13 protein-coding genes are annotated in these 15,542 nt (G+C 50.3%); 1 reads left to right on the top strand and 12 read right to left on the bottom strand.

The window, feature by feature from the left end:
- Nucleotides 1-11: 11 nt before the first annotated feature.
- The 4 genes from cls to NST84_RS14695 all read right to left on the bottom strand — a co-directional run bounded on the left by cls (nucleotide 12) and on the right by NST84_RS14695 (nucleotide 4,462).
- Nucleotides 12-1,454 (bottom strand): cardiolipin synthase, encoded by a 1,443-nt coding sequence (gene cls / locus NST84_RS14710; RefSeq protein ID WP_342566281.1) that lies wholly within the window; start codon nucleotides 1,452-1,454, stop codon nucleotides 12-14.
- Nucleotides 1,455-1,614: 160 nt separating this feature from the next.
- Nucleotides 1,615-2,703 carry a glycosyltransferase family 4 protein gene (locus NST84_RS14705; RefSeq protein ID WP_342566280.1) on the bottom strand — a complete coding sequence of 363 codons (1,089 nt, stop codon included), beginning with the start codon at nucleotides 2,701-2,703 and terminating at the stop codon, nucleotides 1,615-1,617.
- Entirely contained in the window at nucleotides 2,700-3,938 is a 1,239-nt protein-coding gene (locus NST84_RS14700) for a glycosyltransferase (RefSeq protein WP_342566279.1), read from the bottom strand. Before NST84_RS14700 ends, NST84_RS14705 begins: the two co-directional genes overlap by 4 nt.
- A gap of 149 nt (nucleotides 3,939-4,087) precedes the next feature.
- Nucleotides 4,088-4,462, bottom strand: a complete 375-nt coding sequence (locus NST84_RS14695) for a hypothetical protein (RefSeq protein ID WP_342566278.1) — start codon at nucleotides 4,460-4,462, stop codon at nucleotides 4,088-4,090.
- A gap of 174 nt (nucleotides 4,463-4,636) precedes the next feature.
- Here NST84_RS14695 and NST84_RS14690 point away from each other — a divergent pair, with 174 nt between their 5' ends.
- Nucleotides 4,637-5,881, top strand: coding sequence for a sialidase family protein (locus NST84_RS14690; RefSeq protein ID WP_342566277.1), 1,245 nt, complete (start codon nucleotides 4,637-4,639; stop codon nucleotides 5,879-5,881).
- A 68-nt stretch (nucleotides 5,882-5,949) separates the two neighbouring features.
- On the opposite strand, the gene NST84_RS14685 is transcribed toward NST84_RS14690, so the two are convergent.
- From NST84_RS14685 to NST84_RS14650, 8 genes are all read right to left on the bottom strand, one after another.
- Nucleotides 5,950-6,873, bottom strand: a complete 924-nt coding sequence (locus NST84_RS14685) for a zinc ABC transporter substrate-binding protein (protein ID WP_342566276.1) — start codon at nucleotides 6,871-6,873, stop codon at nucleotides 5,950-5,952.
- On the bottom strand, nucleotides 6,870-7,703 hold the full coding sequence (locus NST84_RS14680) for a metal ABC transporter permease (protein WP_342566438.1): 834 nt from the start codon (nucleotides 7,701-7,703) through the stop codon (nucleotides 6,870-6,872). Before NST84_RS14680 ends, NST84_RS14685 begins: the two co-directional genes overlap by 4 nt.
- A gap of 1 nt (nucleotide 7,704) precedes the next feature.
- On the bottom strand, nucleotides 7,705-8,451 hold the full coding sequence (locus tag NST84_RS14675; RefSeq protein ID WP_342566275.1) for a metal ABC transporter ATP-binding protein: 747 nt from the start codon (nucleotides 8,449-8,451) through the stop codon (nucleotides 7,705-7,707).
- Nucleotides 8,452-8,734: 283 nt separating this feature from the next.
- On the bottom strand, nucleotides 8,735-9,775 hold the full coding sequence (locus NST84_RS14670) for an NAD(P)-dependent alcohol dehydrogenase (protein WP_342566274.1): 1,041 nt from the start codon (nucleotides 9,773-9,775) through the stop codon (nucleotides 8,735-8,737).
- A 331-nt stretch (nucleotides 9,776-10,106) separates the two neighbouring features.
- Nucleotides 10,107-11,234, bottom strand: coding sequence for an ROK family transcriptional regulator (locus NST84_RS14665; RefSeq protein ID WP_342566273.1), 1,128 nt, complete (start codon nucleotides 11,232-11,234; stop codon nucleotides 10,107-10,109).
- Nucleotides 11,235-11,668: 434 nt separating this feature from the next.
- A complete protein-coding gene (locus tag NST84_RS14660) occupies nucleotides 11,669-13,924 on the bottom strand; it encodes an excinuclease ABC subunit UvrA (protein WP_342566272.1) in 2,256 nt (751 codons plus the stop codon).
- Between the two features lie 81 nt (nucleotides 13,925-14,005).
- Nucleotides 14,006-14,551 (bottom strand): GNAT family protein, encoded by a 546-nt coding sequence (locus NST84_RS14655; RefSeq protein ID WP_342566271.1) that lies wholly within the window; start codon nucleotides 14,549-14,551, stop codon nucleotides 14,006-14,008.
- A 48-nt stretch (nucleotides 14,552-14,599) separates the two neighbouring features.
- Nucleotides 14,600-15,475: a LysR family transcriptional regulator gene (locus tag NST84_RS14650; RefSeq protein WP_342566270.1), complete on the bottom strand. Its 876-nt coding sequence runs from the start codon at nucleotides 15,473-15,475 to the stop codon at nucleotides 14,600-14,602.
- Between the last annotated feature and the right edge of the window lie 67 nt (nucleotides 15,476-15,542).

Below are 15,542 nucleotides of genomic sequence, written 5' to 3'. Positions count from 1 at the left end.
CTTTTGCTGTGCTACAGAATCGGTGACAGTAATCTGGCTACAGCTTCTTTGAACTTAAGCAGCTTCGGCCGGGCTTCATACCGTTCCAGTGTCAGCTCTGTGCAGGACATGCTGTCCTTCAGGAACAGCTCGTGGAGATCGCCGGCGATCTCTTCATCGCAGACAAGCGCATTTACCTCGAAATTCAGGCGGAAGCTGCGTGTATCGATATTCGTCGTGCCGACCGAGGCGATCTCCTGGTCTACGACAATCGTTTTGGCGTGCATAAATCCCTTTTCGTACTGCAGGATTTTGACCCCGTACGGCAGCAATTCACCTGCATGTGACAGCGTAGCCGGATAGACAAACATGTGGTCCGGTTTGTTCGGAATCATAATCCGTACATCTACCCCGGAGAGGAGCGCAATTTTGCAGGCATCCATAAAGCTGGCATCCGGGATGAAATAGGGAGTCTGAATATACACGCTCTTTTTGGCTGAGGCGATCAGCTTGAGATACATGTTCTTGAGATGCTCTGTCTGTGAATTGGGTCCGCTGGAGATAATCTGCACGACACTGCTGCCCGTATGCTTCTCCTGCGGGAGCGGCAGATGTTCAGATTCCGACTCCCCCCGGGGTGCAGCCTTGTTCCAGTCAAGAAGGAACCGGCCAAGAATCTGATTGACGGCGCTGCCCTTCATCCGGAAATGCGTATCGCGCCAATAGCCCATTTTCTTATCCAGACCGAGGTATTCATCACCGACGTTAAAACCGCCGATATAAGCGATTTCTCCGTCAATGATACAAAGCTTGCGGTGGTTACGGTTGTTGATCCGCAGATTAATCAGCCGGAACAGGGACGGGAAGAATACCTCTACCTTACCTCCATGCTCGATCAGCTCCTTGAAAAAAGCTCTTGAGGTCTGCCGAGAGCCGATCTCATCATACAGCAGCCTGACCTTAACTCCTGCCTTGGCTTTGGCGGTCAGCTCGTCCCGCAGCCTGCGGCCCAGCGCATCCGGCTGAATGATGTAGTACTGCACGTTGATTTCCTTGGTTGCATTACGGATATCCTCGAACATCGCGTTGAATTTGGCTTCGCCGTCATCGAAAATCTCGATTTCATTGTCGGAGGTTATCAGCGCGTTGGAGGAGCGCAGATTCATTTTGAGCAGATCCGCATATTTGGCTGTAAGCCCTCCCTGATAATCAACGGTCATCACCTGCTCATCAATGGCAGACTGCAGGTAGATCCGTTCTTCTGCGCTAAGCTCGTAGAAGTTCCGTTTCTTGAGCTGTCTTCCGAAAAAGACATAGAAGATAAAGCCTCCTACCGGAATGAAAAACAGAACCATCAGCCAGGCCCAGGTAGACCCGATATCCCTGCGCTCAATGAAGACTACAACCCCGGCCAATATAATATTTAGTATGGTGATGATGGATACAATTAGAGTGAAAATACTGCTCCAGTCCATAGCCGTGTGAGCCCCCTTATGCTGCGTATTGTGCATTTTACATTGTAGATATCATTGCCTTACGGGTCAATAACATTTTGTGATAGCTATTAATAACCAAACAACCCCCTGCTCTAAGCATCCGCTTGGCAGAGGGTGATCATATCCTGGGTGGCTGGCTTTAGTTCTGGCGCTGTCTTGCCTTGGCAGCCAGTGATTTGTGCATCTGGAGGAACCGGGAGACATACAGCTCCGGATACAGATTGCGGCGGATATGCTGCTCCCCCTTCCTGCGGATTGAAGCCCTCATCGGCAGATCAAACATCAGGGAGGCTGCGGCTGTTACAGCCTCGGAGATCTGGCCTACCCGGTAGATTTTTCCGGTCTGATTATGGATAATCATCCGGCGGATCCCGTCGGAGTCACTGGACAGCACCGGACAGCGGCACAGCATCGCTTCTGCAACTGCGTATCCGAAGCCCTCAAGGATTGAGGTTGAGCATAGCAGTCCCCCGGAATCTCCGATAATGCTCATGTAATCCGCCATATGCTCATGCGGCACATTGGAATACAGGATCAGTCTGGAGGCGAGACCCTTCTCAGCAACAAATTGCTCAAAGGCCGCTCTCTCCTCAGGGTCAAACAGCGTATCATCCTGAAACATCCACAAATACAACTGGGGCTGATATTTCAGCAGCTGTAGTCCGATCTGCAGAAACTCTTTCCAGTTCTTGTTGGCCTGCAGCCTTCCTACCCAGGCAAGTACCGGGAACTTTCTTGCAGGATAAGCTACGTACTGAAAGTTAGCAAGCCCGACAGGATCATCGAAGCAGTAATGCGGCATATCAGGCAGATACTCCCGGAGCAGCTGGCGCAAATGCGCAGTCTCCGGATACAGCAGGGCATCGGTATATAACCTGATTCTGCCCGCGAAGTCCGCAACGACTGCCCTGGCTTCATCGATCTGTCCAAGCCCCTGGAGTTCAAAAACGAGCAGGCCGGTATAGCCATGCTGACGGATTCTTACAGCCAGCTCAATATCAGTGCAGACTACAATCAGATCAAAAGTATGGTCAGCAAGCAGACTCTTAAGCGCTTCGTCACTGCGGATGAGGTGGACAGGAATGTTCCGGATATTCTTCTGCCCTTCTCCCGGATGGGTGTACAGCAGATGGCACTCAATCCCCTGTACAGCTAAAGCTTCGCAACGGATCCGGTTTAACGTCTCCATCCCCCCGCTTGGATTGTAAAACGTAAATAATATTTTCATCGCAACCACTCATTCTCTGCACGATTTCGAATCATGTTCAGCTGATACAATTCAAGCAGCGCTTCGGTTTTGAACAGCTCGTTATTTAGCTTTTGCTTTACCGAGGGAACGCCTCTGCTGCGGTAACCGATCTGCGAATGGTCCTCCGTGTAGTAATTGGAGATAGAGGTCTCTCCGTGTTTTATTAGACCTGTCATCAGATACTCCACATCCATGTAGGCGATAAACAGCTCCGGTCCGAACAGCATGGTGTAAGGAGTTTTTATCCCCAGCAGCATCCGGTATACCGAATTCTTTACCGTGGCTCCAGGCATCCAGACAAACTCTGTAGTGGGATGGCTAATGTTTGCTAACCCGGCTGCAGCCTGATTGTCAGGCGACAAATCAATAACCTTGAAAATATAGTTGCTGAACGTCTGTTCATATATATTCTCTAGGGCATAAACATGATGAGGATCAGGCGCCACTACAGGGTACAGTATGGTCAGAGCAGGCTGAATCCCACGGCGGCTGCGGGCCTGCAGCCGGGTCAGATGAAAGGCATATCTCCAATTGCGGTGATTTTCCTTGCTGGTTAACTGGGCAGAGACGCTATGGGACGAGTTAACCCGGTAGTCCATCAGCTCTACCGGCAGGAACCGGATGTCACAATGTTCCTCCAGCCGCAGCCAGTAATCATAATCCTCTACAGGCTGCATCCGGTATCCGCCTGTTTTTCGCGCAGGCTCCACCTTGTACATAAATGAAACGCCGATTATAGAAGACTCCAGCAGCCTATCTTTTGACTGCCCCTGATATTGCCGCAATGCCGCCAGCTTGTGCTCATCATCCAGCTGATTTCCGTCATTATCAATGCTTCTGAATGAGCTGTAGACAAGCCCTAGCTCCGGTGTACCTTTAACAAGGGCTGTACGCAGCACCCCCAGAAAGCCTGCATCATAGATATTGTCACTGGAAACCCAAGTTAAGTACTTGATTTCCTGATCTTCAAACAGAATATCAAACCCGGTATTCAGCGCATGGGCAACACCCGCGTTAACCGGATAAGAGATGATGGCCACCCGCGGGTCGCCGGCAGTAAATTGTCTTACCAAAGGTTCCATGTCCATGGCTCCGTCAATGACAACGACAAGCCGGAACCCGGTGAATGTCTGCTTTAATACTGACTCCAGCGCCAGCCGCAGGAAATCCAGATTCTGGATATACACAGGCATTACAATTCCAACATCCGCCAATCCTTCCTCCTCCTTTTTGAACAGCTTTATTATTAGTTTATTGCGGAATCAGCGGATTGCCTGTGTGAATCGCCCTAAACATGGCAAAATAGCGGAACCGTCATAACTGCATGACAGTATCCGCTGGAGAGAGAATGTTCTAAGCTATCCTAGATTGGCAGCGAAAAAGCAGGAATTTCCGTAAACTCTGACTGCAGCACGCGCTGTTCAAGGACCAGATTTCCGGAACCGTCGATCCCGTAGGAAGAAAACGCAACTACCGACAATGGATCGGTATTGTCAATCTGCACCTCATATGCAACGTTACCGGCGATATTGAATTCTCTTATATCTGCAGAAAAGGCGGGCACGGTATAGCTAGAGACATAGATCGGAGTCAGCGTAAGTGTTGACATAGGGACTGCAAAGATTTCAACTACAACTGTAGCCGTGGCACTGCTCAAGTTACGGGAGCTGACCGCTATAAAATTGGCCGCTGTGCCGGTTACCCGGGTATTCGTGATGATTCCTGTTGAATAAGGCATCTTCTTTCACTCCCTTCCTGTTTTCTATCATTCTATTCGTGCAGACTTCTGATGATTGAGTCAGAAGACTTGGGAGTTTCGCGGGTTTTTCATCAGCTGGTTTTATGCACACTCTAAATCTGTGAATGACCATACAATACTAGTGGGCAAAAAATTATGGAAAGGAGTAGGCTAATGACAAATTTCAATTTTGCGGTCACCTCCGGGGTATTCGCGAAGTTTGAGCCTGCCGTCGCTATAAACCTCCTGTTTCCCCAGATCATGGTTGCCGTTGCAGTAGATACTACTTCAGGAACTCCCCAGACCGGACTTTACCGCTCCCTCGATGGCGGGGCTAACTGGACTTCGTCTACGCTTCCGCTGCCTCCGGGGTTCACCGGAGCTGAAGCACCCTATGTTGCTTACGGATTTCCGAATACCTTTGTTGTAACTGCCCATGTGTTCCCGGGTGCTTCAGATGGAACAACAGTCATCTATACCTCAACCGATAACGGGGTGACCTTCAGCCCCCCTGTGATTGTAAACAGGGGCTTCGGCACCTACATTAATAATGATGAGACCAATGTGCTGATTGATGTAGGGCAGTCCAGCCCCTATCTGGGCAATATCTATGTCACCTATAATCACCAATTTAATGTTGCCAACGGCGGGAATTCAACCGCATTCCTCAGCCGCTCCCAAGACGGGGGAACGACATGGAACCAGACGATATTACTGTCAAGTGATGCGGATCAGGTGGAACGTCCTGATGTGGCTGTGGATCTGGTCGGTAATGTCTACGCCGCCTGGATTACAGTGAATCCGACATTCCGGTTTGTTATCCGGGTATCTCAGGACGGGGCTTCAACCTTTGGTCCTCCGGTTCTGGTCTCTCCCATTATTCCTGTTCCGACGGTGCTTCCAGTGCCGGGATATGCTTTCCGGGTACTCACCTTCGCCAATGTATCGACGGACCGGTCTATCAGTCCTTACACCGGACGTGTATATGCCGTATGGCAGGATTTCCGTCAGGGGTATTCCGACATCCTGATGTCCTTCTCTGATAATAATGGAACGAACTGGTCCAGTCCGGTCAGCATCACAGGTGCTCCCGCGGGCTCGCAGAATTTCTTCCCGGCCATTGATGTTGACCCTTTACTCGGAGTAGTAAATATCATCTATTACAGTAACCAGGTTAACGGTTTCCTGCTGGATGTATTTGTGGCCCGGTCCATTAACGGCGGCCAGACCTTCACCAATACCAGAATCACCAATACCTCCTTCAACCCCAACGGAAGCAGTCCAACCCCTGTTCCTTTGATTGGGGATTATATCGACATTGCCTCAGTCCCGCCGGGAGGTTATATCGGAATCTGGGCAGACACCACTTCAGGTTCACTGAACATTACAGCCGGCTATTCGAATATTGTGATCACATGAGCTCATAGCAACAAGACCGCACAATGAAATATCGCGCGGTCTTGTTTTTTCATATGAAAGGTAATTTATTATAACCCCGATAATCCTTCAACGACTTTATCTATGTTCCACTTCATCATCCCGAGGTAAGTATCCCCTTCTTCGCCTGCTTTGGCGACGGAATCCGTAAAGATTTTGGAGTAGATCGGCACGCCCGTTTCTGCAGAAATGGTCTCCATCGTCTTGGGATTTACACTCGTTTCCAGGAACAGCGCCGGAATGCTATTGTCTTCGATAATCCCGATAATCCGGTTCATCTGCTCCGGTGTGCCCTGGCTGTCGGTATTGATCTCCCAGATAAAAGCGGACTCCAGCCCGTATGCCCGGGAAAAGTACTTAAATGCCCCTTCGCTTGTGACCAGAATACGCTTATCCTCCGGAATCTGCCCTACAGCCTCTTTTGCATACTGATCCAGCTCGTTCAGCTCGCTGACGTATTTCTCCTGATTACCGAGGTAATACGCTTCGTTGTCAGGGTCCTGTGCAATCACCTGCTTAGTGATACTGTCTACATATTTAATAGCATTCTGAATGTCCAGCCAGGCATGGGGATCAACCTGTGATTCTTTGCCTTTTTCGGTCAGATAGATCGGGGTCACTGCTTCACTCAAGGCAAACGCAGCTTCGGTTTTATTCGTCACATCGAGCAGATCCTGGAACCAGCCCTTTCCCGTCTCCAGATTCAGGCCGTTATAAAAAATCAGGTCTGCATCCGACACTTTACCGGTATCAGCCGGCAGCGGATCATACATATGCGGGTCCGTTCCGACCGGCACCAGGCTGTAGACTTCAGCTTTATCACCGGCAATGTTCTCAGCCATATCTGCAATGATCGAATAGGTCGCTACAATGTGCAGCTTATCGTTCTCCCCTCCGATGCTGGTATTAGAACCGGCAGTGTTAGAGCAGGCGGCAAGCAGCAGTGAGAGCGGCAGCAGAAGCATTTTTTTCATCGTGTCTTCAATCCTTTCCCGAGGAAATTGTTTTTTGGCGATAAGATAAAGGAAACAGCAAACAAGGCCATGCCTACCAGCACAATAGTGGCACTTGTCGGCAGATTATACCGGAAGCTTACAATAACACCTGCTATCCCGGAGACCGCACCCACCGCCGAGGCCAGCATAATCATGTGAAACAACGTTTTGGTCCACAGATACGAGGTGGCTGCCGGGATAACCAGCATCGCGATAACCAGCACAATACCGACCTGCGACAGCGAGGATACAGTAACTACAGACAGCAGCATCATCAACAGATAGTGATAAAAGCCTGTTTTCAGCCCGTAAGCCTTGGCAACCACCGGATCAAATGAGCTGATCAGCAGCTCTTTGTATAACAAAGTAATAATAGCAATGACCACCAGCATGATGATAAAAGACTGGGTAAGCTCAGACTGCGGAACTGCAAGAATGTTGCCGAACAGGATATGCGTCAGGTCGAGCCCGCTTTTGGCAAAGGTAATGAGCACAATGCCGAGCGCGAAAAAGGAGCTGAGTATGATGCCGATCGACGTATCACTTTTGATATTGCTGCGGCTGGTTATGAACTGAATCAATATGGCGGCCAACAGGCCGAAGAGTGATGCGCCCAGCAGAATGTTGATGCCCAGGATATAAGACAACGCTACTCCGGGAAGAACGGCGTGGGATAAGGCATCGCCCATCAGCGACATTTTGCGGAGGACAATAAAGCTGCCCAGCGCCCCCGATACAATGCCCAGGATAACTGCCGACAATCCGGCATTCAGAGCATATACGGGAATGTCCAGCCAGTCAGACAGCATGCTAATCATTCGCCTCACCTCCGGCCCCTTTGATGATCACATTGCCAAGGGAAGCCCCATACGCCCTGCGGATATTTTCGGTGGTGAAGGTATCGCCTACATCGCCGAAGGCAATCAGCTTTTTATTAAGGATCATAATTTTGTCAAAATAGTCTTCGACCTCATGCAGATCATGATGGACTACGAGGATGGTTTTGCCCTCAGCCCGCAGCTGCTTCAGCAGCTTAACGATAATCGTCTCACTTACAAGATCAATCCCGACAAACGGTTCATCGAGGAAAAAGATATCGGCCTGCTGGGCCAGCGCTCTGGCAATAAACACCCGCTGCAGCTGTCCCCCCGATAAATTGCTGATCTGCCGGTTTGCGAGATCCGCGATATCCACCATCGCCATGCAGCGTTCGGCAGTTTCCTGCTCTTTCCGGCCCGGACGCCGGAACAGCTTGAGGCCCGGGTAAGTGCCGGTCAGCACTGTGTTCCGCACGGTAATCGGAAAGGTAAGGTCAATATCATTTTTTTGCGGCACATAGGCGATATTGCGCTTATAGCCGGAGATTGCGGTGCCATCTACCTTCACACTGCCGCTGCGCTTTCTGACTACTTCTAGCAGTGCCTTGATAAAGGTTGATTTGCCGGCCCCGTTGGGCCCGATAATCCCGACCGAATAGCCGAAGGGGATGTCAAGATTGATGTTTTCCAATACCGGGTTGCCGAAATAGTCAACATTCAGGTCTTTAATCTCAATCACAGTATCGTCTCCTGTCTCCTCGATGGGTTTATGTACTTCCCCCACATCCTTTTTTACGCGGGCAACTATTTTCTTCACGGTTAACATTTAGTCTTTATACAACATTTGTTTCCCTCGTGAAACTTTTATTCTTAGGTACAATATATTTAACCCAGAGAAAAATGTCAATATTATTTTAAATTTTTACAATGCTTTTACAAACCGCTAAAGCTGCAGCACAAAAAAGCCCGCACCGTCATTACGACGGCCGGGTTGTCTTATAAACAACTATACGATGCACGAATTATCCCATTCGGATGACTGCCTTAACTACCTCTTCTTTGTTATCGATGACAAAATCAAACGCCTTCTGCGATTCCTCAAAGCCGAACTCATGCGTAACGATCCCTTTAACATCAATTTTGCCGTCAGCAATCGCGCCGATCGCAGCAGGATACAGGTTGCGGTAGCGGAAAACCGACTTGATGTCTGCCTCTTTGAACATAATCTGCATGAAATCGAAATCTATGATATCCTTGGCCGCCAGGCCCACAAGTACAATGCTGCCGCCGCGTTTGACCAGATATGGCGTCTGCTTCACCGTATGCTCGCTGCCGGCCGTTTCGATCACTTTATCCACTCCTGCCCCGTCCGTCAGTCCAGCGATTACCTCCAGTACATTCTCATGCTTCGCATTAATGACCTGTGTAGCACCGAGCCGTCTGGCTGCTTCAAGGCGTTTCTCGATAATATCGACCACGACAATATCCGTTGCCCCGAAGGCTTTGCAGGCCAGCAGAGTTACAAGACCGATGCACCCTGCACCCAGGATCACAACCCGATCGCCCAGCTTGATACCGCCCTGCGCTGCTGCATGTAATCCTACTGACAACGGCTCAACCAGCGCTCCTTCTTCCGAGGAGACGTTGTCCGGCAGCTTGAACGCCATATTTTCCGGGAATGCGATATAATCCGTCAGGCAGCCGTGATACGGCGGGGTCGCCAGAAATTTGACATCAGGACACAGATTATATTTTCCGCTTTTGCAGAATTCGCATTGGCCGCAGGTAATTCCCGGCTCCAGCGCCACACGGTCACCGACCTTCAGATGCTTCACGCCTGATCCAAGCTGTACAACTTCACCTGCACATTCATGACCCAGTATAAAATCCCCCTCGACCACGAAATCGCCGATCCGGCCATGCTCCAGATAATGCACATCCGAGCCGCAGATGCCCACATAGTCCAGTTTGACGATAACCTCGCCTTTAGCAGGTACCGGCATCTCTATTTCTCTCATTTCCATTTCCTTAAGCCCTGTCATATAAAAAGCTCTGTTCTTCATTCTGATTTCTCCTCCCGGAATTAGCCAGTTACTTTAAGGCTTCGGCTTTCTCAAGCAATGCGATATATTCATCCCAAATTCATAATGGAAGGTTATTTTGATTGCCGAAACCTTAAGTAATGTACTTTTATAAAACAACCTAAAGAAGATTATAGCCGTAATTGATTTGAAGTCAACAGAAATTCAAAAAGTATGTAAGCGGATTCAAATATACCGGAAAAATTGGCCAAAAAAGCCCCAACCTCTGCAGACCTACCGTCATTCCGGTATGTATCTGTAGTTGCTGGGACTATAAAGATTTAATAATAGACAGGATTTCATCTTGATGTCATCAGATGTTATCGATAAATCCGGCAACAAGCTCCAGTGCAGCGCCTACCGCCGTAGCCTCAAGTTTGTATTTGCATACCCTCAAGTAAGATCCGTCTGCTTCAAAGGTGTTCTTCCGGGCCACTAGCTCCTGCAGGGTATCGATGTGTTCTTCCATATTAGCGCCGGCATAGCCGCCCAGGATCACATCGCAATCGTAGAGCATCCGCAGGTTGTTGATTGCCACCACCAGATAGACCAGATATTCTTCCCAGAGCGTCTTCTGCGGCTCATGACCGGCGCGCAAAAGTTCAAAAAATTCAGAAATGCTGCCCTGTGTGCTATCCGAGAGGATGCGGGCTGAGCAATATGCATCGACACAGCCCTTCTGTCCGCAATAGCAGGTACGGCCGCCGGGTACAATAGTCATATGGCCGAATTCACCGCTGCGGTGATTCTGGCCGGTGTAAATCTGGTTATCGACAATGATTGAGCCGCCTACACTGTTGTTAAGCGAGAGGTAGACAACATTATTGAGATCCTGCTCCCTCCACAGCTCGGCGAAGCCTGCTGCATTGGCATCGTTACTTAATACACATTCGTAAGGGATATGCTCCGCGAACTGCCGGACATTTCCGCCCTGAAAATCAATAACCGTGGCATAGCTAACCGTCTGGCGGCCGGCTTCAAGAATGGCCGGAAGTGCAATGCCGACGCCGAGGATTTTGCCGGGTTCAATAGCACAATCGGCTATAAAATCCTCCACCAGCCCGCCTACACCCAGAAAGTACGTCTTTGTATTGTTAAAGGGATACTGATGGCGGATATTCTTGACGATTCTCCCGCTGAGATCAATGGCGACGATCCCGACATGGTTCCGGGTCACATCCAGCCCGATGCTGAATTTAGCTGTATTGTTGCAGGCCATGGCCTTTGCTTTCCGTCCCCCCGTGGATTCGAACAGCCCTGTCTCAATAATCAGCTCGCGTTCCTGAAGCTCTTTGAGATTCTGGGTAACAGTCGGAAGACTCAGGTTCACTGCCGAGGCAATCTCCTGAATGGAAGTCGAAGGATTATTATAGAGGTAACGATAGATGGCGTTCCGGTTTATTTTTTTGACTTCCATGCTGTTCAAGCGTTGCGTAGCCATTGTACAAATCCTCCGACTTTTATAAATGTATTTCTGTAATGTGCTATATTCATCATAATATATGTTCATCCGGATTTGCAATGATCTGAAGCCCGATTTGTGAATATTTTCACTATATAGAATAACAAGCTTCTCTTTCAATCTGATTAAGTGGAAAATCGGCATCTAATTCTTTGAAGATCCCCACTTTTGGAGAGTTAGTTGGAAAAAGGATACTTATTTCTACCCAAATAACGTCCAGGGCCAGATATTACCTGAAATAGATGTCATTTTTAAACCTAATAGTTGTATTGGCTCTAATTTCCTGAAGTTAGGCGTCATAAATCCACTTCATTCTAAAAGAGCAGCTATAATCACCGTTATGCCGGTGCAAAATAGCCCCACCTGAGCCGCCAGCGGAAACAGGCGGTTCAGATGGGGTTATCCGGTCTATCTTAATTCAAGTACTTACCTGTAATTGAATCTGCGGCTTCCTTAATCCGGTCAGGCGTACCTTCGTACACCACCTGTCCGCCCCGGCTGCCGCCGTCAGGGCCCATATCGATGATCCAGTCAGCCTGGCTGATGACCTCCAGGTTATGCTCGATGACGATCACGGTGTTCCCAGCGTCTACAAGCCGGTCCATAATCTCCTGCAAATGCCCGATATCGGACATGTGCAGCCCGGTCGTCGGCTCGTCCATCACATAGATACTGCCCTGCTTGTGCAGCTCACTGGCCAGCTTGATCCGCTGGCATTCCCCGCCTGACAGGGTGCTGAGCGGCTGGCCGAGCGTGATGTAGGTCAGCCCGACATCACTCAGCGCCTGCAGCTTGCGCCCTACCTCCTTCAGCTCAAAGAACTCCAGTGCCTGCTCCACCGTCATCTCAAGCACTTCGGCAATCGACCGGCCGTTCAGCGTGTAAGCAAGGACCTCCTCTTTGAAGCGTCTGCCGCCGCATACCTCGCAGGGCAGCTTCACCGTATCCAGGATGCCCATGTCGGCATAGACCACACCCAGCCCCTGACAGTTCTCGCAGGCTCCTTTGGAGTTGAAGCTGAACAGGCCGGGACTGACCTTGTTGGCTGAAGCAAACGCTTTGCGCACATCGTCCATAATGCCGGTATAGGTGGCCGGATTGGAGCGGGTGGAGACGCCGATCGCTGACTGGTCGATCACAATCGCCTCGGGATGCCGGCTCAGAAAAACATCGTTAATCAGTGTGCTTTTACCCGATCCGGCAACCCCGGTAACTACCGTTAACACTCCGGCAGGGATATCGACAGACACATTCTGCAGATTATGCAGAGAGGCATTCTTGACCGGCAGCATGCCGGATGCCTGCCTGTGCTGCTGTTTTAATTGCAGCGGGCGCTTCAGGTGCGTACCTGTTAAGGTTCCTGAATCCAGCAGGCCCGCGTAGCTGCCTTCATAAACAATGCTGCCGCCGCGGCTTCCGGCATGCGGCCCGACATCAAAGATATAATCCGCTACCTTGATCACATCGGGATCATGCTCGACAACAATTACCGTGTTGCCTTTATCGCGCAGCTTCTGCAGCAGCTCGTTCAGGCGGTGTACGTCACGGGGATGCAGGCCGACGCTCGGCTCATCGAAGATATAAGTGACATCGACAAGGCTGCCGCTGAGATGCTTCACCATCTTGACCCGCTGCGATTCGCCGCCGGACAGGGTATCTGTTTCCCGGTCCAGCGTCAGGTAATCAAGACCGATATCAACCAGATGCTGCAGCCGTTCACTCAGCGATTTGACGGCCGGCGCTGCAGCCGGATCACTGATCTCTTGGATAGTACGGATCAACCCGCTGACCTCCATCGAAGACAGCTCAGCAATGTTGTAACCGTTGATCCGGCAACCCAGTGCCGCCTGGCTAAGTCTTGCCCCATGGCAGCTTGGACAGATTCCTTCAGTAATGAACGGGGCGACCATCTTCTGGGTGCGCTCGGACTTCATTTTGACATCCTGTCTGATATATTTGCCCGCAAACTTTTCCATGACGCCTTCCACGGTTATATTAGTCGCTTTGCCGGCGAAATCCATCTTTACTTTTCTGGCTTTGGCATACAGCAGCTGGTCAAGCTCCGCTTCCGGATAGTCACTAAGCTTCTTATCAAGATCGAAATCCCCGGCCTGGACAATCATATTCCATTCCCATCCGCCCACTGAATAATCCGGCAGCAGAATAGCGCCTTCATTCAGCGACTTCGAGAGATCCAGCGCCTTGTCCATATCGACACCAAGCCTGCGGCCAATGCCGCTGCATTCAAGGCACATCCCCTGCGGGTCATTGAAGGAGAACATGTTCGGTCCGCCGATATGCGGCTGGCCCACCCGGGAGAACAGCAGACGCAGAATCGGCGAAATATCGGTAATCGTACCCAGCGTGGAATGGGAGCCTCCGCCCAGCCGTTTCTGGTCCACGATGACCGCCATACTCAGGTTCTCAATAGCGTCTGTATCCGGCTGCGGAAATTTGGGCAGAAAGGTGCGCACAAACATGCTGAAGTTCTCATTCAGCAGCCGTGAGGATTCAGAGGCAATCGTATCAAAGACAATCGAGGATTTACCTGAGCCGGATACCCCGGTGAAAATGGTTATTTTCCGTTTGGGAATGCGCAGTGATACATTTTTGAGGTTATTTTCCCTAGCACCTGAAATGACGATATACTCCTGGTTAGACCCGCTCATGTTAAGCATCCCTCCGGTTGGTGTTAGTTAAAGCTGACATTGCTATTGTACCATTTACGGCCAATAGAAATCCGGTCAGATTTAATCAGCGGGATTCAGAATGGCCAGCACCTGATGATCCTCCCACACACCGTTAATCCTCACATTACGGATGGCGATGCCTTCCTTGTGGAACCCGGCTTTTTCCAGGACACGGATCGAACCGGGATTCTTGGGGGATACCTCACCGGTAATCCGGTGAAATTTCAGCTCCTCAAAGGCATATTGCACGACTATTTTAACCGCTTCAGTCATGTAACCCCGGCCGTTAAACTCCTGATCCAGACTGTAGCCGATCATACAGCTCTGCAGTGCGCCTCTCGCAACAAAAGACAGCCCGATACTGCCGATAATCCGCCCGTCATCCCGGTGGCATATTACAAAGTCATACCTCCTGTCTGTCTCGCGGTCGGACTTACTGTTCACGATCAGCTGATGCTGATATTCCTCTGTATAAAAATCGTCTATGGCATTAGGTGAGTACATCTCGAAAAATGCCCGGTTACGCCTGTAAATATCCGTTAACACTGCTGCATCCGCCTCCTCGGGGAAACGGACATAAATATGCTGATCCACTGTCTTGTCCACTATCTACACCACCTGCTTAATAATAATTTAACTATCAGGCTTATACACCTACTGCAATCCGGCAAAATATCCGAATACAACCTCACGGAAATCACAGGCTGCCGGCGAAAGATAACGTCCTTTATGCCACAGCAGAGCAATTTCCCGCACCAGCCGGCCGTTATCCACCTGCAGATAGCTGACCGCACCGCGCGAATCCTTGGCCGTTCCGGGAATAAAGGCAATGCCGATTTCTGCTTCTACCAGCTGGATCAGCCTTGAAGGCTCATCCCCCTCGTACACATAACGCGGAGTAAATCCCGCTGCCCTGCAAACGGAATCAGCCAGATCACGGGTTCCATACCCCTTTTTGACACCTACAAACCATTCCTCCTCCAGCTCAGCCAAGGCTATTACAGACCGGCCTGCCAGGCGGTGCCCTTTCGGAACAGCAAGCAGAAGCGGGTCATTGCAAACAATCCGTGTCTCAATCTCCTCCGCTGCAAAGGATGGTGAGGACAGGCAGAAGTCCACTTCACCCCTTAATAGACAGTCAGTCATCTCGCGGGTGGTCAGCATTTGTACATGAAAATGAACATCCGGCCGCTTTTGGCGGAAGGCCTGCAGAATATTAGGAAGCGCACTTGCCGCCGTCACTGCGAGCTCCAGCGTATCCGGCTCAAGGCTGGACAGCGATTCCAGCTCCTGCCTGCCCTGGGCTAACTCAAATAAGGCACGCTCGGCACGCTGCAGAAATCTGCTGCCGTAATCATTCAGCTTCAGCCGCCTGCCGTTCCGGTCAAAGAGCGGGACACCAAGATCCTCCTCCAGCCGGGCAATGGTTCTGCTCAGCGAGGATTGTGTAACATGCAGGCTTTGTGCAGCCTCCGTTACATGCTCAAGCCGGGCTACTGTTACGAAATATTGTAGTTGCAGAAGCTCCATAGCGCCTCCATTCATTCCTTATAGTCAATGAAATCATAACATAAAATGCATTGGAGTAAATATCAGA

The sequence above is a fragment of the Paenibacillus sp. FSL R7-0345 genome (genome assembly GCF_038595055.1).
Classification (GTDB): domain Bacteria; phylum Bacillota; class Bacilli; order Paenibacillales; family Paenibacillaceae; genus Paenibacillus_AQ.
This window is presented reverse-complemented; position numbering and strand designations above follow the sequence as displayed.

Coding starts and splice junctions, on each gene's coding strand:
- NST84_RS14685 (WP_342566276.1), bottom strand. CDS start 6,873: ATGAAAAAAATGCTTCTGCTGCCGCTCTCACTGCTGCTTGCCGCCTGC.
- NST84_RS14670 (WP_342566274.1), bottom strand. CDS start 9,775: ATGAAGAACAGAGCTTTTTATATGACAGGGCTTAAGGAAATGGAAATG.
- NST84_RS14660 (WP_342566272.1), bottom strand. CDS start 13,924: ATGAGCGGGTCTAACCAGGAGTATATCGTCATTTCAGGTGCTAGGGAA.
- NST84_RS14695 (WP_342566278.1), bottom strand. CDS start 4,462: ATGCCTTATTCAACAGGAATCATCACGAATACCCGGGTAACCGGCACA.
- NST84_RS14665 (WP_342566273.1), bottom strand. CDS start 11,234: ATGGCTACGCAACGCTTGAACAGCATGGAAGTCAAAAAAATAAACCGG.
- NST84_RS14680 (WP_342566438.1), bottom strand. CDS start 7,703: ATGCTGTCTGACTGGCTGGACATTCCCGTATATGCTCTGAATGCCGGA.
- cls (WP_342566281.1), bottom strand. CDS start 1,454: ATGGACTGGAGCAGTATTTTCACTCTAATTGTATCCATCATCACCATA.
- NST84_RS14705 (WP_342566280.1), bottom strand. CDS start 2,703: ATGAAAATATTATTTACGTTTTACAATCCAAGCGGGGGGATGGAGACG.
- NST84_RS14690 (WP_342566277.1), top strand. CDS start 4,637: ATGACAAATTTCAATTTTGCGGTCACCTCCGGGGTATTCGCGAAGTTT.
- NST84_RS14650 (WP_342566270.1), bottom strand. CDS start 15,475: ATGGAGCTTCTGCAACTACAATATTTCGTAACAGTAGCCCGGCTTGAG.